This window comes from Perlucidibaca piscinae DSM 21586, from assembly GCF_000420045.1.
Lineage (GTDB): Bacteria > Pseudomonadota > Gammaproteobacteria > Pseudomonadales > Moraxellaceae > Perlucidibaca > Perlucidibaca piscinae.
Genome location: NZ_ATUE01000008.1, coordinates 233,013 through 252,841, shown reverse-complemented (window position 1 = coordinate 252,841; position 19,829 = coordinate 233,013). Strand labels below are relative to the sequence as shown.

16 protein-coding genes are annotated in these 19,829 nt (G+C 66.0%); 8 read left to right on the top strand and 8 right to left on the bottom strand.

Going from position 1 to position 19,829, the window contains the following annotated elements:
- Positions 1 to 44 precede the first annotated feature (44 nt).
- Genes dcd through F595_RS0110360 form a run of 3 tightly spaced genes read right to left on the bottom strand, consistent with a single transcriptional unit; the run spans position 45 to position 3,180 of the window.
- Positions 45 to 617, bottom strand: coding sequence for a dCTP deaminase (gene dcd, locus F595_RS0110370; RefSeq protein WP_022956807.1), 573 nt, complete (start codon positions 615 to 617; stop codon positions 45 to 47).
- Positions 618 to 655: 38 nt separating this feature from the next.
- Positions 656 to 1,750, bottom strand: a complete 1,095-nt coding sequence (gene apbC / locus F595_RS13760) for an iron-sulfur cluster carrier protein ApbC (RefSeq protein WP_022956806.1) — start codon at positions 1,748 to 1,750, stop codon at positions 656 to 658.
- A gap of 35 nt (positions 1,751 to 1,785) precedes the next feature.
- On the bottom strand, positions 1,786 to 3,180 hold the full coding sequence (locus F595_RS0110360) for a flavin monoamine oxidase family protein (protein WP_022956805.1): 1,395 nt from the start codon (positions 3,178 to 3,180) through the stop codon (positions 1,786 to 1,788).
- Positions 3,181 to 3,526: 346 nt separating this feature from the next.
- Here F595_RS0110360 and F595_RS0110355 point away from each other — a divergent pair, with 346 nt between their 5' ends.
- The 6 genes from F595_RS0110355 (at position 3,527) to F595_RS0110330 (ending at position 9,878) form a co-directional block, all read left to right on the top strand.
- Complete coding sequence (locus F595_RS0110355) at positions 3,527 to 3,751, top strand: hypothetical protein (protein ID WP_022956804.1); 225 nt, start codon at positions 3,527 to 3,529, stop codon at positions 3,749 to 3,751.
- A gap of 114 nt (positions 3,752 to 3,865) precedes the next feature.
- On the top strand, positions 3,866 to 5,995 hold the full coding sequence (gene metG / locus F595_RS0110350) for a methionine--tRNA ligase (protein ID WP_022956803.1): 2,130 nt from the start codon (positions 3,866 to 3,868) through the stop codon (positions 5,993 to 5,995).
- Positions 5,995 to 6,657, top strand: a complete 663-nt coding sequence (locus F595_RS0110345; RefSeq protein ID WP_022956802.1) for an alpha/beta hydrolase — start codon at positions 5,995 to 5,997, stop codon at positions 6,655 to 6,657. The genes metG and F595_RS0110345 overlap by 1 nt, the downstream gene beginning before the upstream one ends.
- A 48-nt stretch (positions 6,658 to 6,705) precedes the next feature.
- Positions 6,706 to 7,164, top strand: a complete 459-nt coding sequence (locus F595_RS0110340; RefSeq protein WP_022956801.1) for a LexA family protein — start codon at positions 6,706 to 6,708, stop codon at positions 7,162 to 7,164.
- Between the two features lie 5 nt (positions 7,165 to 7,169).
- Complete coding sequence (locus tag F595_RS0110335) at positions 7,170 to 8,441, top strand: Y-family DNA polymerase (RefSeq protein ID WP_022956800.1); 1,272 nt, start codon at positions 7,170 to 7,172, stop codon at positions 8,439 to 8,441.
- An 18-nt stretch (positions 8,442 to 8,459) separates the two neighbouring features.
- Positions 8,460 to 9,878 carry a 3'-5' exonuclease family protein gene (locus F595_RS0110330; protein WP_022956799.1) on the top strand — a complete coding sequence of 473 codons (1,419 nt, stop codon included), beginning with the start codon at positions 8,460 to 8,462 and terminating at the stop codon, positions 9,876 to 9,878.
- Positions 9,879 to 9,890: 12 nt separating this feature from the next.
- Here the strand turns inward: F595_RS0110330 and F595_RS0110325 are convergent, their stop codons facing one another.
- Genes F595_RS0110325 through F595_RS0110315 form a run of 3 tightly spaced genes read right to left on the bottom strand, consistent with a single transcriptional unit; the run spans position 9,891 to position 13,225 of the window.
- Positions 9,891 to 11,408: a flavin-containing monooxygenase gene (locus tag F595_RS0110325; RefSeq protein ID WP_022956798.1), complete on the bottom strand. Its 1,518-nt coding sequence runs from the start codon at positions 11,406 to 11,408 to the stop codon at positions 9,891 to 9,893.
- A gap of 16 nt (positions 11,409 to 11,424) precedes the next feature.
- Positions 11,425 to 12,261 (bottom strand): SDR family NAD(P)-dependent oxidoreductase, encoded by an 837-nt coding sequence (locus F595_RS0110320; protein ID WP_022956797.1) that lies wholly within the window; start codon positions 12,259 to 12,261, stop codon positions 11,425 to 11,427.
- A 37-nt stretch (positions 12,262 to 12,298) separates the two neighbouring features.
- Entirely contained in the window at positions 12,299 to 13,225 is a 927-nt protein-coding gene (locus F595_RS0110315) for a metal-dependent hydrolase (RefSeq protein WP_026913498.1), read from the bottom strand.
- Positions 13,226 to 13,606: 381 nt separating this feature from the next.
- Between F595_RS0110315 and mutS the strand changes: the two genes are divergently transcribed.
- Positions 13,607 to 16,279, top strand: a complete 2,673-nt coding sequence (mutS, locus tag F595_RS0110310) for a DNA mismatch repair protein MutS (protein ID WP_022956795.1) — start codon at positions 13,607 to 13,609, stop codon at positions 16,277 to 16,279.
- Positions 16,280 to 16,394: 115 nt separating this feature from the next.
- Complete coding sequence (gene fdxA, locus F595_RS0110305; protein ID WP_022956794.1) at positions 16,395 to 16,718, top strand: ferredoxin FdxA; 324 nt, start codon at positions 16,395 to 16,397, stop codon at positions 16,716 to 16,718.
- 702 nt (positions 16,719 to 17,420) lie between these two features.
- Here fdxA and F595_RS0110300 read toward each other — a convergent pair.
- Positions 17,421 to 18,980: an ATP-binding protein gene (locus F595_RS0110300; RefSeq protein WP_169447017.1), complete on the bottom strand. Its 1,560-nt coding sequence runs from the start codon at positions 18,978 to 18,980 to the stop codon at positions 17,421 to 17,423.
- 61 nt (positions 18,981 to 19,041) lie between these two features.
- Positions 19,042 to 19,755 carry a response regulator gene (locus F595_RS0110295; RefSeq protein ID WP_022956792.1) on the bottom strand — a complete coding sequence of 238 codons (714 nt, stop codon included), beginning with the start codon at positions 19,753 to 19,755 and terminating at the stop codon, positions 19,042 to 19,044.
- Between the last annotated feature and the right edge of the window lie 74 nt (positions 19,756 to 19,829).

The following is a 19,829-nucleotide window of genomic DNA, read 5'->3' as shown; positions in this document are numbered from 1 at the left end:
TTTCACGCGCCAGCCCCCGGCTTCGGCCGGACGCCAGCGACACATCAGGTTCTCGGCAGGGTCACGCCAGTCTGGCCCTGGTACTTGCCGCCGCGGTCCTTGTACGAGGTCGCGCAGATCTCGTCGCTCTCGAAGAACAGCATTTGCGCCACGCCCTCGTTGGCGTAGATCTTGGCCGGCAGGTTGGTGGTGTTGGAGAACTCCAGCGTGACATGGCCCTCCCACTCCGGCTCCAGCGGCGTCACGTTGACGATGATGCCGCAGCGCGCGTAGGTCGACTTGCCGAGGCAGACCACCAGCGTCGAGCGCGGGATGCGGAAGTACTCGACCGTGCGTGCCAGCGCGAAGCTGTTGGGCGGGATGATGCAGACATCCGACACCACGTCGACGAAGTTGTTCTCGTCGAAGTTCTTCGGGTCGACGATGGTGGAGTTGATGTTGGTGAAGATCTTGAACTCGTTGGCGCAGCGCACGTCATAGCCGTAGCTGGAGGTGCCGTAGGACACGATCTTGTGGCCGTCTGCCGGGGAGTGGCGCACCTGGCCCGGCTCGAACGGCTCGATCATGCGGTGCTGCTCGGCCATGCGGCGGATCCAGTGGTCTGACTTGATGCTCATTCAGGTTCTCGCAGGAAAATCAGGCGCAGCGACCGCGCTCAGGCGGTCGGCTGCAGGGGAATGCGGGTATCGCTGACACGCGGCCCCAGGGCCAGCGCGGCAGCGGTGCGACGTGCCAGCTCGCGGTAGGCCGCCGCCAGGGCTCCATCGGGCTCGGCGATCACGGTCGGCACGCCGCTGTCGGTCTGCTCTCGGATGCGCGCATCCAGCGGCAGCTGGCCCAGCAGCGGGGTCTGGTACTGCGCCGCCATGCGTTCGCCGCCGCCGGCGCCGAAGATGTGCTCGACATGCCCGCAGGACGAGCACACGTGCTGGGCCATGTTCTCGACCACGCCGAGCACGCGGATGTCGACCTTGCGGAACATCTCGATGCCCTTCTTCGCATCCAGCGTGGCGATGTCCTGCGGCGTGGTGACGATCACCGCGCCGGCGACCGGAATGCGCTGCGCCAGGGTGAGCTGGATGTCACCCGTGCCGGGCGGCATGTCGACCACCAGATAGTCCAGCGACGACCAGCGCGTCTGCGTGACCAGCTGGATCAGCGCGCCGGTGGCCTTGGGCCCGCGCCACACCACCGGGGTGTCGCCCTGCAGCAGGAAACCGATGGACATGACCTCGATGCCGTGCGCGGTGTGCGGCACGAACCACGCATCATCCACCGTGTCCGGGTACTTGCCGAGACCGATGCCGAGCATGGTGGGCTGGCTGGGGCCGTAGATGTCGGCATCCAGGATGCCGACGCGGGCACCTTCACGCGCCAGCGCCAGCGCCAGGTTGACGGCGGTGGTGGACTTGCCGACGCCACCCTTGCCCGATGCCACCACGATCAGGTTGCGCGCCAGCGTCAGCGGTGCCACCTCGCCCTGCGGCTGGATGCGCGGAATGGCCTGCGACCAGCGGATATGCACGTCACGCGCACCGGCCACGTGCAAGGCGGCCTCAAGTGCGGCGCCGAACGCCTGTGCCGGATTGGCATGCGGGTAAGGCAGCTGGATGTGTGCAAAGACACGACCGTCGTCGGTCACCTGGGTGTCCTGCGGCACCGCGAGCAGGGCGTAGGTGGCGTCGGGGCCGAGGTAGGGGTCGCTGTGGGCAGCGAGGATGGCGTCTACCGCCGCACGGGTGATGCTCATGGATGGAAACGGTCCGGATCGCGAAGGCCCCTATGCTAGCAGGACAGCAGCGCGGCGGCGACGCGTTCGCCAGAGCGCACGGCCCCCTCCATGTAACCGGTCCAGTAACCGGGAATCTCGCTGCCGGCCCAGTGAATTCGACCCTGCGGCCACGACAGCAGATCGCGACAGCCGGTCAGCACGCCCGGCGCGCAATACCCGGTGGGCGCACCGCGGCTGAAGGCTTCCTCGCCCCAGTGCTGCCGAACCACCGCCGATGGCTGTGCCGCATCGGGACCGAAGCAGCGCACCAGGCTGGCCAGCACCTCGGCGCGCAAGGCCTCGGGCGCGAGCCGATCGGCCGCATCCAGATGCGCACCGCCGATGAAGGCCAGCAAGGCGCCCTCCTCACCGGACGCCGGCGTGACCTCGAACACCAGATTGACCAGCCCGTCCGCAAGAATGGCATTGCCGGAAAGTCCGGCCTCGCGCCAGAACGGACGCGTGTAGATCACCTCGTATTTCATCAGGCGGCCCATGCGGATGCCGGCCATCAGGTCATCATGCAAAGGCGGCAGCGGCGGCTGGAAGTCGATGTCGGCGCGACAGGGTGGCGGCACCGCCACCACCAGATGGTCGGCCTGCCAGTGCTCGCTGAGCCCGTCCACCTGCGCAGACACGCGCACGCCATGCTCATCCTGCTGCACGTGGGTGACCCGGGCCCCGAGCACCACGGCATCGCCCAGCGCAGCGGCCAGGGCCTGCGACACCGACTGGCTGCCACCGGCGAAGCGTCGCTCCTGGGCGCCGTTGATGGTGGCGGTCAGACGACCGAAGGTGCCGGGATTCTGCTCGTCGCCAGCCGCAGCGACATAGTGCAAGGCATACAGGAAGGACAACTCGCGGGCATTGCCGCCCCAGAGCGTCTCGAAGGTGGCTTCGGCGAGCACGCGGGTGCGTTCGCCAAGACGGCGCTCGTCCAGCCAGTCGGCCAGGGTCATGGCGTCCCATTCGGCAGCACGCGGCGCCTCCCAGGGGCGGCCCACCGGCACCGTGGCCGCGAGCCGGTTGAGCTGAAACTCAAGCTTGAGCAGATCAGGCAGAAGACGCCAGTCATGCGGCGCTCCCTGGGTGGAGATCAGCCCGAACAGACGGTCGCCATGGATCTGGCGACGCGCACCAGTCACATAGACACTGGCACCGCGACCGGCCTGCTCGACCATTGCCAGGCCAAGCTCCCGGGCCAGCGCCAGCATGCGGTTCTGGGTCGGACCGATCCAGGCGCCGCCACGATCCACCGGCGTGCTGCCATGCCATTCGGTCCAAGTACGCCCGCCGACCCGCTCACGCGCTTCCAGCACGCAAACCCGACGACCGGCCCGTTGCAGCGCGCGTGCCGCGGTCAATCCGGCCAGGCCGGCACCCACGATGACCACATCCTGTCTGACCATATGCAAGACCCTCCGATCACCCGAAAACTGGCACACATACAATTACTTCACAAAATATTAATAAGAAAGCCGACGAAAAGTGTTGATTTCTTTGAACTAAAAAACTAGAACTGATTATCCGCACGGAATGCATCTAATAACGTCATGGACGGCGCCCCAACCTGAAAGCCATGGGGCGGTTATTTGCAGAGCGGATACAGTCGTTACAGAACCCGCACGCAAGCGTCGCACACGTCACGTCGCTGAACAGCACGTCGACGCAGCGCATACCGCAAACCCCCACAAGGCTCTCGGGATTCCGAGATAGTGACTTCAGTCGAATGGCTGACGTCGTGAGGGTAGCGCCATGTGGAATCTGAACGCGATGATGATGGGTGCCGCAAGTGCGGTGATGCTGCTGAGTGCCACCCCGGCACTGGCCGCACCGGTCGATGCCGCTGCACCGGTCGCCGCCGTCGAGCTGGCTGGCAACGATGTCGGCAGTGTCTGGATGCCGCCCCGCCCGGGCAGCTACCGTGACAAGTTCTGCCTGGAAGACCGTCCCTGCAAGTACCGCACGCAGATCGCCTGATTCCGCTCTCCTGCCGCTGCCGGCAAAAGCAGCGGCAATCGCCCCGGTGGCGGGGCAGCCGCGAGTCCGCAGTGCTATCATCGGCGACCTGTCGATTGCCACGCTGTAGAGATCATGACCCGTCGCCTGCTTGTCACCAGCGCCCTGCCCTATGCCAACGGCCCCATTCATCTGGGCCACCTCGTCGAATACATCCAGACCGACATCTGGGTCCGCTTCCAGCGCGCACGCGGGCATGAAGTCCATTACGTCTGCGCCGACGACGCCCACGGCACGGCCATCATGCTCAAGGCCGAGCAGAACGGTCTGCCGCCGGAACAGCAGATTGCCAACGTCAAGGCCGAGCACCAGCGTGACTTCGCCGGCTTCAACGTCGCCTTCGACAATTACCACTCCACGCACAGCGACGAGAATCACCAGCTCGCCCGCGAGATCTATCTGCGTCTGCGCGACGGCATTCCCGGCGCGCATCCGGGCACGCTGCAGACCGGCGGCCATATCGCCACGCGCGCCATCCGCCAGCTTTTTGATCCGGAAAAGCAGCTGTTCCTGGCCGATCGCTTCATCAAGGGTGACTGCCCGAAGTGCGGCGCCGTCGACCAGTACGGCGACTCCTGCGAAGTCTGCGGCGCCACCTATTCGCCGACCGAGCTGAAGAACCCGCGCTCGACCATCTCCGGCGCCACGCCGGTCGAGAAGGAGTCCGAGCACTACTTCTTCAAGCTGCCCGACTTCGAGGCCATGCTGAAAGCCTGGACGCGCAGCGGAACGCTGCAGGAGGAAGTCGCCAACAAGCTGGCGGAATGGTTCGAGGCCGGCCTCGCCGACTGGGACATCTCGCGTGATGCCCCCTACTTCGGCTTCGAGATTCCCGATGCCCCGGGCAAGTACTTCTACGTCTGGCTGGATGCCCCGGTGGGCTACATGGCCAGCTTCGCCAACCTGTGCGCGAAGACGCCCAAGCTGGTTTTCGACGACTTCTGGCGCAAGGACAGCAGCGCCGAGCTCTACCACTTCATCGGCAAGGACATCGTCTACTTCCATGCCCTGTTCTGGCCCGCCATGCTGGATGGCGCCGGCTACCGCCTGCCCACGGGGGTGTTCGCGCACGGCTTCCTGACCGTCAACGGCCAGAAGATGTCGAAGTCGCGCGGCACCTTCATCCAGGCGCAGACCTACCTGCAGCACCTGAATCCGGAATACCTGCGCTACTACTTTGCCGCCAAGCTCTCCAGCAAGGTCGAGGACATCGATCTCAATCTGGAGGACTTCACGCTGCGCGTGAACTCGGACCTGGTCGGCAAGGTGGTCAACATCGCCAGCCGCTGCGCCGGCTTCATCAGCAAGCGCTTCGAGGGCCGACTCTCGGCGGAATGCGCCGAACCGCAGCTGCTGGCGGACTTCATCGCCGCCGGTGACAGCATCGCCGCGCACTACGAGGCGCGCGAGTTCGGCCGCGCCATCCGCGAAATCATGGCGCTGGCCGACCGCGCCAACCAGTACATCGACGAGAAGAAGCCGTGGGCACTGGCCAAGGTCGAGGGCATGGACGCCGAGGTGCAGGCGGTGTGCTCGGTCGGCCTCAACCTGTTCCGCCAGCTCATGACCTATCTTGCGCCGGTGCTGCCGGCCATGGCCGAGGCCAGCGCCGGCTTCCTCAACCTGCCCGGCTCGCCGTCCCACGGGCTGGCCTGGGAGGCGCGCCGCGACCTCCTGCTCGGTCACCGCATCGAGACCTTCCAGCCGCTGATGACACGTGTCGATCCGGCCGCCGTGGCCGCCATGGTCGAGGCGTCCACGGACTCGCTGGCGAACGCCCAGCCGGCAGCGGTGGCCACCAAGGCTGCCGGCCAGAGCCCGCAGGCCGCCGCCAAGCTGGCGCCCGCGAGCGCCGCCGCGGCAGCTGACGCCTCCGGCGTGATCGGCATCGACGACTTCGCCAAGGTCGATCTGCGCGTGGCGCGCATCGTCAGCGCCGAACACGTCGAGGGGGCTGACAAGCTGCTGCGTCTGCAGCTCGACCTTGGCGGCGAGACCCGCCAGGTGTTCTCCGGCATCAAGAGCGCCTACCCGGACCCGGCCGTGCTGGTCGGTCGCCTCACCGTCATGGTGGCCAACCTCGCCCCACGCAAGATGAAGTTCGGCATGAGCGAGGGCATGGTGCTGGCCGCCGGCCCCGGCGGCAGCGACATCTTCCTGCTCACCCCGGATGCCGGTGCGCAGCCCGGCATGGCGGTGAAGTGATGTTGCCGACCCTCGTTCGCGAGACCGGCCCGGCGCCCCGGCTGAGCGTGATCTGGCTGCACGGGCTGGGTGCCGACGGCAACGACTTCGTGCCGGTGGTGCCCGAGCTGCAGCTGCCCGCCAGCCTGCCGGTGCGCTTCGTGTTCCCGACCGCGCCGGCAATGCCGGTGACCATCAACGGTGGCTACGTGATGCCGGCCTGGTACGACATCCTGTCACTGGATGGTGATCAGCGCCTGGTCGACGAGGCCGGCATCCGTGCCAGCCGGGACGCCATCCGCGCCCTGATCGCCGCCGAGAATGCCCGTGGCATGCCGTGCTCGCGCATCGTGCTGGCCGGCTTCTCCCAGGGTGGCGCACTGGCCTGGCTCACCGGCCTGACACACGACCAGCCGCTGGCCGGACTGATCGCGCTGTCCACCTACCAGCCACTGCCGGCGCTGCTGGCTGCTGAACTCAATCCGGCCTGCCTGGCCACGCCGGTGTTCGCCGCCCACGGCGACGCCGACGACGTGGTGCCGGCCAGCATGGGCATGGCCGCCGCGGAACAGGCGCGCGCCCTGGGGCTGGACCGCCTGGACTGGCAGACCTATCCCATGGGGCATGCCGTCTGCCTGCCGGAAATCCTCGCCATCGGCCGCTGGCTGCAGACCCTGGCCTGACCCGGCTGACTGCTTGACAGCTCGCCAGCCCCACCAGATACTGTCTTTATGGACAGCATCTGGTGGTTCACCCGGCAGCCTGTCGCGCTGTCACTTCCCCTGCACCTGACGCCGGTTCCGGCAGGGTTTCCCTCGCCCGCCGCCGATCACGTGCAGAAGCGCATCGACCTCAACGAGCGCCTGGTGCATGACCCGGCAGCGACGTTCTTCATCCGTGCCAGCGGCGACTCCATGCGTGATGCCGGCATACTCGACGGCAGCATCCTGGTGGTGGACGCAGGACGCCTGCCGCAGGATGGCGACATCGTGGTGGCGCGCATCGACGGCCGTCACACCGTGAAGCGGCTGCGCCAGATCAACGGCCGCCACGAGCTGCATCCGGAACATGCCGGTGGTGGCTACCCGGTGCTGCGTCCCGGGCACGAGCTGCAGATCTTCGGCGTGGTGACCGCGCACATCGTCGAACACCATCGCCGCCGCCCGTCGCGAACACCCGGCAGCAGCTGACCGCCATGAGCTGCGTGGCCCTGGTCGACGCCAACAACTTCTACGCCACCTGCGAGACCATCTTCGCGCCGGCGCTGGCCGGACGACCGCTGGTGGTGCTGTCCAACAACGACGGCTGCATCGTGGCGCGCTCGGCGGAGGCCAAGGCGCTGGGCATTCCCATGGGCGCGCCCATCCATGAATGGCGCACGGTCTGTGCCGACCATGGCGTGGTCATCCGGTCATCCAACTACACGCTCTACGGCGACATGTCGGCACGCATGCTGAGCGTGCTGCAGGACGCCTGTCCGCGCGTGGAGAGCTACTCCATCGACGAGAGCTTCGTCGATCTCGACGGCGTGGCCGATCCGGTTGCCCATGCACGCCAGCTGCGCGACGACCTGCGACGGCGCGTCAAGATCAGCTGCGGGATCGGCATCGCGCGCAGCAAGACCCTGGCCAAGTTCGCCAACCACCTGGCCAAGAAGCAGGCTGTCTGGGACGGTGTCTGCCCGCTCGGCAACCTGCCCGAAAGCCGGCTGACCGCCCTGCTCGCGAGCCAGCCGGTGAACACCGTCTGGGGCGTGGGTGCGCGTCTGGCCGAGCGTCTGGCGCAGGACCGCATCCGTACCGCGCTGGATCTGCGCGACGCCGACAGCCTGCGCATACGGCGACGCTACGGCATCGTGCTGGAAAAGACAGTACGCGAGCTCAATGGCGAATCCTGCCTGGCGCTGCATGAGGTCGAGGCCGAGCGCCAGATGATCCTGGCCTCGCGCTCCTTCGGGACGGTGCTGCGTGACCTCGCGCCGATACGCGCCGCCATCGCCCATCACGTCAGCCGGGCCGCCGAGAAGCTGCGCGCCCAGGGCAGCCTGGCCCAGCATGTCCACGTCATGCTGCGCAGCAACCCGTTCCGGCCGCAGGACATCCCGTTCCGGCGCACCACGCTTGTGCCATTGGCTTTTCCCAGTGCCGACACCATGCTGCTGTCACGCGCTGCGCTGGCCGGTCTGGACGCGCTGTTCCAGCCCGGTCTGAACTACCACAAGTGCGGCATCATGCTGACCGCGCTGGTGCCGGCAAGCCGGGTGCAGCCCGACCTGTTCGCTGCCGGCGACAGCCCGCGCCGCCAGCAGCTGATGCAGCTCATGGACCGGGTCAACCGGCAGCACGGACGCGGCACCCTGCATCTCGCGGCCTGCGATCTCGACCCGCGCTGGGAAATGCGTGTGCGCCAGCGCTCGCCGCGCTACACCACCTGCTGGGACGAACTCCCGGTGGCCTGGTGCGATTGACAGCCCGCGAGGACACTAATGCATCCACTGCCCGCCCTGGCACCCCAGGCACTCGCCATCCTCGATCTGGAAACCAGCGGCGGCCGTGCCGACCGTGACCGCATCACCGAGATCGGCGTGCTGCTGGTCGATGAGGATGGCGTGCGCGAATGGTCCCGGCTGGTGCAGCCGGACGTGGCGCTGCCAGCCTTCATCACCCGCCTGACCGGCATCGACGATGCCATGCTGGCCAGTGCTTCCCGCTTTGCCGATCTCGCGGACGAACTCGCCGAGCTGCTCGACGGACGCACGCTGGTCGCGCACCATGCGCGCTTCGACTACGGCTTCCTGAAGGCCGAATTCGCCCGCTGCGGACGCCGCTTCCAGCCGCGCACGCTGTGCACGGTGCGGTTGTCGCGCGCCCTCTACCCGGACCAGCGCCGGCATGGTCTGGATGCCATCGCCGAGCGCCACGGCATCGCCATCACGCAGCGCCACCGCGCTCTCGACGATGCCCGCGCCGTGTTCGCCTTTCTGCAGGCTGCCGAGGCCGGGCGTGGCTGCGAGGCCGTGCGGTCGGCAGTGAAGGCCCTCGGCCGGAACAGCGTCCTGCCGCCCTACCTCGACGCCGACCTGGCACAGCGCCTGCCGGAATGCCCCGGCGTGTACTTCTTTCATGGCGAAGCCGGACTGCTCTACGTGGGCAAGGCACGCGACCTGCGCCAGCGCGTGCTCAGCCATTTCCAGGCCGATCTGCGCGACAGCCGGGAAATGCGGCTGTCCCAGCAGGTGCGCGACATCACCTGGGAAACCACGGCCGGCGAACTCGGAGCGCTGCTGCGTGAAGCCCGCTACGTCAAGCAGCTGCAACCGCTGCACAACCGGCGGCTGCGCCGGCAGGGCCGGCTGCTGTCGCTGCAGTTGCGTGAAGACAGCGACGGCCTGCTGCACCCCGTGGTGGTAGACGGTGATGCACTGCGTCAGGGCGGACGTCTGTACGGCCTGTTCGCCTCCCGCGCCGCGGCCACGCGTGTGCTGCGCGAGCTGGCGCCGGCACAGGGGCTCTGCGACTACGTGCTGGGTCTGGAGCGCCGGCAGTCGCGCCCCTGCCCGTCACGCCAGCTGAAGCGCTGCCGGGGCTGGTGCGATGGCAGCGAGAGCAGCACGGCGCACAACCTGCGACTGATGCAGGCACTGGCTGAACAGGCGCTGAAGACCTGGCCGCACGAGGGCCCGGTGATTCTCGAGGAGCACAATCCGGAGCACGACCGGCGTGAATACCACCTGGTCGACAACTGGTGCTGGCTGGCCAGTGCCGACACCCCGGAAGCGCTTTGCCAGCGTGCAGCCGACGGGCCTGAGCCGGTGCTGGACAAGGACAGCTACCGGCTGCTGCTGGGTGCCGTGCTCGGACGCACGCGCCTTCCGGCCATGCCGCTGCCGGCCGGAAGGCGGTAGCTGAGCGCGTGCTCAGGCCGCCGTGCGCGCGCCCTCGCCAAACAGCTCGAGTTCGTACTCGGCCGGCTCGAAGCGGCTGAGGCGACGCTTGAGCTCGGCCAGCGACCATGGCCAGGCGGCGAAGTTCCGGCCGTTGGCATCGAGGTAGTAGCTGCGGCAGCCGCCGCTGTTGAACACCGTGCCCTGCAGCTGTTCCTGGACCCGGACGTTGTGCGCGGCCAGCACGTCGGGACGGATGGTGTAGCGGCTGACATGGCGGGCCTTGAGCTTGCCCAGCGCATCCACGATGTAGTCGAGCTGCGCCTCGGCCAGACCGATGAAGGAGTCATAGACCAGCACGTTGGGACCGAGCATCAGGAAGGCATTGGGCACATCCGCCAGGCTGGTGCCCAGATAGGCCTCCGGCGACGAGTCCTTCCAGCGGTCTGACAGGCGCCGGCCGTTGGCGTCAATGACGCGGCGTCCGATGGGGGGGTGCGAGACCTCGAAACCGGTACCCCAGATGATGACATCGACCTCGTGACGCTCGCCGTTGGCGGCGACCACGGCATTGCCCTCGACCGCGACCAGGCCGTGAGGAATCAGCCGGGTGTTGTCCGCCTGCAGCGCAGGATAGTAGTTGTTGGCGAACAGGATGCGCTTGCAACCCAGGGTGAAGTCCGGAGTCACTGCACGACGCAGCGCGGGATCCTGGATCTGAAGACGCAGCAGCTGGCGCGCCAGCGCGCTCACCGGCTTCAGCACCTCGGGATTGCGCAGACCAAAGTTGATGGCATTGAGTGCCGTCGAGATGGTCTGGCGCCAGCGCTGCTGGATGGCGGGGTAGCGCGCGATCAAACCCTTGGCGGTGTCGCCCAGCGGCAGGTCCGGCTTCGGCAGCACCCACGGCGCGGTACGCTGGAACACCAGCAGTGACGCCACCTTGGGCTGGATCTCGGGCACGAACTGGATGGCCGAGGCACCGGTGCCGATGACGGCAACACGCTTCCCGGTCAGATCCAGATCATGGTTCCAGCGTGCGGAATGGAACATCTCGCCGGTGAAGCCATCCAGCCCCGGAATCGCCGGAATCTGCGCCTCGGTGATGGGGCCGGTAGCAAAGATCACGGTGCGTGCCAGCTGCTGGCCGGCGCTGGTGTCCAGCACCCAGAGCTGACGCGACTCGTCCCAAGCCGCCTGCTCCAGCGCGGTGTTGAAGCGGATGCGCGGCGTCACGCCGTAGTGGTCGGCGACCTCCTCGAGGTAATCGAGGATCTCGGGCTGCTTGGCGAACAGGCGGCTCCAGCGGCTGCTGGGGAAGAACGAGAACGAGTACAGCGAGGATGGCACGTCGCAGCCGCAGCCGGGATAGGTGTTCTCGCGCCAGGTGCCGCCGACGCGGCTGGCACGCTCGATGATCACGACGTCGTCGTGACCGGCCTCCTGCAGGCGGATGGCGGCCGCGATGCCGGAAATGCCGGCACCGACGATGAAGACCTCATGGATGCGTCCGGCATCGATGCCGGACGTGGCTTGCGTGTGATCGGTCACGAGAACACTCCGTTGCTCATTTCAGAAAGCGGTAGGAAAAGCCGAGGAAGTCGGCATAGAGATTGGGCGAGGCCCGCTTCATAAGCCAGAACAGCTTGGCGTCGATCTGCGGCGTGGTGTAGAGCTCGCCGCGATCGAGGCGGTCCAGGGTCAGGGCGGCGACCTCGTCACTGGTGGTCATGGCGTAGTTCATCAGGGCGTGGTCAGCGAGACCGGAATAGCGTCCCGGAATGCGGCCGTTCTTGATGATGTTCGTGGGCACCAGGGTCGGACAGAGCACGTTGACGCGGATGTTGTCCTTCTTGAGCTCGGCGTAGAGGGTCTCGGACAACGCCCGCACCCCGGCCTTGGTGACGTTGTAGGCGCTCATTTCCGGCGCTGCCGTGTAGGAGGCGGCGGAGGCCACGTTGATGATGGCGCCGCCACCGGCACGCTGGAAGCCCGGCACGAAATAGTGGCAGCCGTGGATGACGCCCCACAGGTTGACGTTCATGCACCACTGCCAGTCATCCAGCGAGACATCCTCGAACTTGCCGCCGAGCCCGACACCGGCGTTGTTGATGAGCAGGGTGACCGGATGCGCGAGCAGGCCTTCAGCCTGCTCCGACAGGGCCTTCACGGCCTCGGCGCTGCCCACGTCACAGGTCATGGCAGCAGCCCTGCCCCCCATGGCCTCGATCAGGCGCACGGTCTCGCGGGCCGCCTCGAGATTGATGTCGACACAGAGCACGGTGCCGCCGCGACGCGTCAGCTCGAGGGCAAAGCTGCGGCCGATGCCGCTGCCGGCGCCAGTGACCACCGCAAAGGCCCCGTGACTGGGCCTGGCGGCACGCTTCCTAAGAAAATTCATCATGAAATGTCGTTCTCGTTGTCGCGATGGGAAGTCCGGATCAGGCCCGCAGCGCCGGCATGAACTCACGATCCAGGTAAGGGGTCAGGAGGCCGTGCACCGGATGCAGGAGGCGCTGCCGGTAATAGGCGATGTAGTTGCTGGTGTCGTGGTCGTTGGGATGAAAGTCCGGACGCAGGTAGTCCAGGATGTGCGCCATGCTGCTGCCATAGACGCCGTTCCTGCCGCCGAACAGCAGAGCGGCACTGCGCTTCACGTCCCGCCAGTAATCCGGGCTGAGCAGGTTGGCCGGGCGCCGGATGACCGGAATCAGCGTGGCCGCGAACGGCACCAGGGCCACGATGGTGATCGCCGCGATCAGGAATCCGGCCACGCGCAGCGGGTAGCTGCCATTCAGGGTCTGGTAGACGTCATAGGCAATGTCCTTGTGCTCGGACTCCTCCAGCATGTGCCACATCCACAGGGCGCGCTGCTTCTCGTCATCGGACTGGAAGAAGTTCTCTTCGTGTTTCATCATGAATTCGGCAAGCACGGCGGTGAAATGCTCGATGCCGGCCATCATCGACAGCTTGAGCGGCTGCGGAAAGCGGTTGAAGCCGTACTCGAAGACCTTGCCGCCGAGGAAGCGGTACAGCGGCACCGGGAACTTGTGCCTGGCAAGCACGTCATTCCACTCGTTGTGCACGCGGGAGTGGATGGCCTCCTGACCGATCAGCACGGTGACGCGACGTTTCAGCTCCTGATTCGTGAGCAGGTCGCGATGATGGCGTGCCGTGTCGATGACCAGGTCTTCGCCAAAAGTCAGGAAGATCGACAATGCCTCGAAATAGGCGCTGGCCAGCTCGGCGCGCAGGTAGAAGCGGTCATCGGCCCGCTCCGGATCGAAATCGAAGGTCATGTGCCGGACGGGCACATCAAGCGGCAGCCGGGCAGTGCTGAGTGGCAGGTTGATCACGGTGGCAGACATGGCAGATCCCTCGTCGACGATGCGCCCGACATGGGCGCGCATATGTTCAGCGATAACGGTTACAGTCAACGATGTCATCGTAAATTGAACACTCGTCCGGAAACAATTCGGATCAGATCAGACTGAATGAGCACATCACAAGAAACTCAAGTTGTTGTTTTTAATGTATTAAAAATAAACCACAAGCAAACATTACATGACCAATCAGTCATGTGCTCGGATTTGTCACGGAAATTCTGCTCGGAATCTGAGCACGCCTGCCGGGTGGCGATGAAACGTGGCCGTCATCGCTAACCAGATGCGCCATAATGCCTGCTCGATGCAGGCAGCCAACCGCGAATGCCCCAAGCGCCAGCCTCTGACAACACGTGATTGGTTTAAATGGAAAACAGCGCCTACTCTGACCACACCCCCATGATGCAGCAGTACCTGCGCATCAAGGCCGAGCATCCGCACGAGCTGGTGTTCTACCGCATGGGCGACTTCTACGAGCTGTTCTTCGACGACGCGAAGAAGGCTGCTCGCCTGCTCGACATCACCCTGACCCAGCGCGGCAAGTCCGCTGGCGAGCCGATCGCGATGGCCGGCATTCCCTACCATGCCGCCGAGAACTACATCGGTCGGCTGATCCGCCAGGGCGAATCGGTGGTGGTCTGCGAGCAGGTCGGCGAGCCCGGCGCCCAGAAAGGACCGATGGAGCGCCAGGTGGCGCGCATCGTCACGCCCGGCACGGTCAGTGACGAGGCCTTTCTCGACGAGCGCCGCGACACGCTGCTGGCTGCCGTCTGCCAGCAGCGCGGCCTGTGGGGACTGGCCACGCTGGACATGGCCGGCGGACGCTTCCGCCTGCAGGTGATCGCCACCGAGGAGCTGCTGCAGGCCGAGCTGGCCCGGCTGTCTCCGGCCGAGCTGCTCTACCCCGAGGATGCCGGCTGGAAGGATCTGCTTGCCGAACAGCGTGGTCTGCGCCCGCGCATGCCCTGGCACTTCGAGGCCGACAGCGCCTACCGCCAGCTCTGTCAGCAGTTCGCGGTGCACGACCTGAAGGGCTTCGGCTGCGACGATCTGCCGGCTGCCATCACCGCCGCGGGCGCCCTGCTCGGCTACGCACGCGAGACCCAGCGCAGCGCCTTGCCGCATCTGCGCGGCATCCAGGTGGAGAACACCCGCGACATCCTGCAGATGGACGTCGCCACCCGGCGCAATCTGGAAATCACCCAGAACGTCCATGGCGAGACCCAGGCCACGCTGGCCAGCGTCGTCGACCAGACCCGCTCGCCGATGGGCAGCCGCCTGCTGCGGCGCTGGCTGCACCAGCCGCTGCGTGCTCACGATGTGCTGCGGCAGCGCCAGCAGGCCATCGCCGAGCTGATCGAGGAGCGCGGCTGGGACAGCGTCGGCGACTGGCTGGCCGAAGCCGGCGATGGCGAGCGCATCCTGGCACGGGTGGCGCTGCGGACAGCGCGGCCGCGCGACCTGACCCGGCTGCGCGAGCTCCTGCACCTGCTGCCCGCCCTCAACGGCTGGCTGCAGCCGCGCCAGGCCCTCCGACTGCAGGCCCTGACTGCCGCCATCCGGCCGTTTCCGGCACTGGCGCTGACCCTGCAACGGGCGCTGGTGGATACGCCGCCAGTGGTGCTGCGTGACGGTGGCGTGCTTGCCGACGGCTTCGATGCCGAGCTCGACGAGCTGCGCGGCATCAGCGCCAATGCCGGTGACTACCTGCTGGCGCTGGAGGCACAGGAACGCGAGCGCAGCGGCATTGCCGGCCTGAAGATCGGCTACAACCGGGTCAGCGGCTACTATTTCGAGCTCAGCCGCAGCCAGGCGGAACAGGCTCCGGCGCATTTCATCCGGCGTCAGACCCTGAAGAACGCGGAACGCTACATCACGCCCGAGCTCAAGGCCTTCGAGGACAAGGCGCTGTCAGCGTCGGCGCGAGCGCTGGCGCGCGAGAAGCAGCTCTACGAGCAGCTGCTGGACACCATCCTCGACGACCTGCAGCCCCTGCAGCAGCTCACCGAAGCACTGGCCGAGCTGGACGTGCTGACCTGCCTCGCGGAGCGCGCCGACACCCTGGACTGGGTCTGCCCTGCCTTGGGCAGCGAACCTGGGCTGGTGATCCGGGCCGGCCGTCACCCGGTGGTCGAACGCATGATCACCCAGCCCTTCACTGCCAACGACCTGCATCTGGACCCGCAGCGCCGCATGCTGGTGATCACCGGCCCGAACATGGGCGGCAAATCCACCTACATGCGCCAGGCCGCGCTCATCGTGCTGCTTGCCCACATCGGCAGCCACGTGCCTGCGGATGCCGCGCGCATCGGTCCGGTCGACCGCATCTTCACCCGCATCGGCTCCTCGGACGACCTTGCCTCCGGCCGCTCGACCTTCATGGTCGAGATGACCGAGGCCGCCAACATCCTGCACAACGCCACCCCTGACAGCCTGGTGATCATGGACGAGATCGGGCGCGGCACCAGCACCTTCGACGGGCTGTCGCTGGCCTGGGCCGCCGCTGCCTGGCTGGCCCGCGAGCGACGTGCGCTGACCTTGTTCGCGACCCACTACTTCGAGCTCACCGCCCTCGCTGACCAGCTCGACGGCGTGGCCAACGTGCACCTGTCGGCAGCCGAGCACGACGGCCGCGTGGTGTTCCTGCACAGCGTCAAGGACGGCCCCGCGAGCCAGAGCTACGGTCTCGCCGTGGCCCAGCTTGCCGGGATTCCGGCGGCGGTCATCGACGCCGCCCGCGACAAGCTGAGGCAGCTGGAAACCCAGAGCGTCAGCCTGCGCCTGAGCGAACATGACTCCACCCCGGCAGCCGGCATGCCGGCCGCGACAGCGGCTGCAGCGACCGACACGACAGGGCATGACAACACGGCCAGCCGGCGCCGCGGACGCATGCCGGAAACCGCGGTGACCCATCAGCCCGATCTGTTTGCCACCCGCAGCCCCAGCGATGTCGAACTGTGCCTGCGCGATGTCGATCCCGACCAGCTCAGCCCGCGCGATGCCCATGCCCTGCTCTACCGTCTCAAGACGCTGCTGTGAGTCCGGTACGGGCATGGCCATGGGCCGCCCCGGAGCAGGCACGTCGATTGCCTTGCCCTGGTCTGGGCATTAAACTACGCGCCACTTTTCGAACCTGACACTCGGGGTCTGCGCCATGACGTTCGTCGTTACCGAAAACTGCATCAAGTGCAAATATCAGGACTGCGTGGAAGTCTGCCCGGTCGACTGCTTCTATGAAGGCCCCAACTTCCTGGTCATTCACCCCGACGAGTGCATCGATTGCGCGCTCTGCGAACCGGAGTGCCCTGCCAACGCCATCTTCTCGGAAGACGAGGTGCCGGCGGACCAGAAGCCATTCATCAAGCTCAATGCCGAACTGGCCGAGATCTGGCCCAACATCACGCAGATTGGCGAGCGCCCGGCCGATGCCAAGGAATGGGATGGCGTGAAGGGCAAGCTGCAGCATCTGGAGCGCTGAGCCCGCTCACGCCCGCGCTGCGGCCGCAAGAGAGATCAGTCTGCCGAAGCGCGGCAACATGCGAATAAGCGGTATCATGCAACGAAAAAGGGGACCATCCGGTCCCCTTTTTCGTTCTTCGACACACCCGGATCACACGACGGTCACATCCTGTGCCTGCTCGTACGTCCCTGTGCCTCATCCCTGAGTCGAGGTGCTCCGACCTCGCTTCCCTTGCCGCGACATTCCTTGCCGCATCGACCGCATCCTGCGATCCAGCCGTCATGGCTTGAGTGCATTGTCGCTCCTGGCAGAAACGGGACAAGGGGGTGCGTCCGCAGGGAGCATCGAGGCCGACGCTACATTCTGAAATACTTGCTGACGAATCATTAACTTGAAAACAACAGAAGAACGCGCCGGGCAAAATGCCGGCAGGATTTTCAGCCAGCGCCGACAGCGCATGTCAGCGAAAGCCTACGCCAGAAACGCAAAAAAAGGTCCGCATCATGCGGACCCGAGAAGACCATGACCTGTAGCACCGATTCAACGTCTCATGAGTGATGAAGACGTCGCTTCACTTGATCTGTTGACAGCGTGCGTCAAAAAACCGTCACCCTCAATGCAACTGTTGTGGCGAGTCTGTAATGTTTCGTAAACAGACAACAGTCGACTTTGGTGGCATGCGGGACCTTGGCAGACTGCCACACACGGCTGGCGACAGGCTCAAAGCCTGGGCTGGTGCATGGGCCAGCGCATGATGAAGCGGGCACCGCCCAGCGTTTCGCTGCGGTCCACGCGAATGGTGCCTCCGAACCAGTACACGATGCGGCTGACGATCGACAGCCCGAGGCCGTAGCCACCGGTGCTGCGGGTGCGGCTGTCGTCCAGGCGAGTGAAGGGCTGGAAGACACGATCGCGGCTCTCCTCTGGAATCCCGGGACCGTCATCCTCCACCGTCAGCACCGCCCACTGGCCTTCCTTGTGCACCGACGCCTTCACGGTCTTGTCGGCATAGCGCAAGGCATTGCCGACCAGGTTCTGGATGACCCGGTGGATGTAGCGCGGCACGGCATCGGCCACCAGACCGGGCTCGGCCTCGGTGATCAGCTGCGCCGGCTTGCGCAAGGCCTCGGTCTCGCGCTGGATGCGCACCATCAGGGCCACCATGTCCACCGGCTCGAAGTCCAGCCGTGGCGTGCCCTGCTCCAGCGTGGCATAGGTGAGAATCTCGTCGATGAGCTGATTGAGCTGGGCGATGTCCTCGTCGAGCTGGTCGAGCTGCTGCAGGCGGTCGTCCGGATCCGGGCTCTCCGCCATCATCTCCATGCCGAAGCGCAGGCGCGCCAGCGGCGTGCGCAACTCGTGCGACACCGCCTGGGTGAGCTCGCGCTGCGAGTCCAGCAGACGCTTGGTGTGACCGGCCATCTGGTTGAGCGTATCGGCAAGACGGGCAATTTCGTCGGCGCCAGTGACCGTCACGCGCGCGGTCAGATCCCCCTCGCGCAGCTTCTTCACGGTCGCCTCGACCGCCAGCAGCTTGACCTCGAGGGCGTGAATGACGCCGTAGGAGCCCAGGGTGATCAGCAGCAGTGCGAGGATGGCGGCCAGCACCAGCCACTCCATGGGCAGGCGCTCGAACAGGTCGAACGGTCCGATGACCAGCAGCTTGCCGGGCTCGGACTGACTGGGCGCGATCACGGTAATGGAGGAACGACCGGAGGACGACAGCTCCTGGAAGGTGACCACCACTTCATCCTGGCTCAGGCGCAGACGCTGCTCGCGATCCAGGGGCACGTCCATGGCGGGCTTGAGCACCATGGGAAAGCCCATGAACGGCGCCAGCGTACGCAGTCGCACCGACTCCTGGCCCGGATAGTTGGCCAGATCCTCAAGGTAGAAGTTGGCGGCCGCGCGCGCCTGGCGCTCGCCGAAGCCGTCCATCTCGGACACCAGATAGATGGACTTGCCCGGCAACGGCACGCGGATGGTGATCTGGCTGCGCTGATCCACACCCTGGCGGGCGACGGCATAGCCCTGCTCGAGACGCAGACGCTCGCGCCGGGTCGGCGTGAAGTCGAGGGCATTGACCAGGCGCATGGGCGCGCCGACCAGCTGCTCGGCATCCTGCACCCAGAGCGCCCGGCTCTCCGGATCCTGGCGGGCGATGGCAATGGCCGTGATGTGGAAGAGCGCTGTCGACATGCGCTCGGTATAGGCCTGTGCACGCTCGTCGTTGATGTAGTTGAGCACCGCGTACGTGCACAGACTGACCGTCAGGGTCACCAGCAGGATTCCGCCGTAAATGCTGACAAAAATGCTTTTAGGGCGGAAGAAACGCAGCATGTCAGGCGTTGCCGCTGTCTTTCACGAACAGGTAGCCCTTGCTGCGTACGGTCTTGATGATGCGCGGACTGTCCGGATCATCACCGATCTTGGGACGGATGCGCGAAATGCGCACGTCGATGGAACGGTCCTGGCCGTCGTACTCGATGCCCCGCAGCTTGGAGAAGATGTCCTCGCGCGACAGGGTCTTGCCGGCATGCGAGGCCAGCAGCCAGAGCAGGTCGTACTCGGCACTGGTGAAGTCGACCAGTTCGTTGGCCAGGGTGACCGAGCGCGCGCCGTTGTCGATGACCAGGTCACCGAACACCAGACGCTGGGCACTGCTGGTGTCAGCGGCCTCGCCACGACGCAGCTGGGCCCGGATGCGCGCCAGCAGCACGCGCGGCTGCACCGGCTTGGGCACGTAATCGTCGGCACCCATCTCCAGACCCAGGACCTGGTCCATGTCGTCGGTGCGGGCAGTGAGCATGATGATGGGCTGATGATACTGGCTGCGCACCTCGCGGCAGACGGTGAGACCGTCGGCGCCAGGGAGCATCAGATCCAGCACCACCAGGTCCGGCTGCTCGTCGATGATGCGGCGGATGGCGCGCTGGCCATCCCCTTCGATGCTGACTTCGAGCCCGTTGCGGATGAGGTATTCCTGGGTAAGTTCAGCCAGGCGCTGATCGTCCTCGACGATCAGGATGCGCGGCGGGGCTTCGTAGGATGCCATGCGATTGCTCCCTTCTCGGATGTCCGCGCAGGCCTGTGCGAACATCCTGTTATTTTGTGATGGCTTTCAAGACA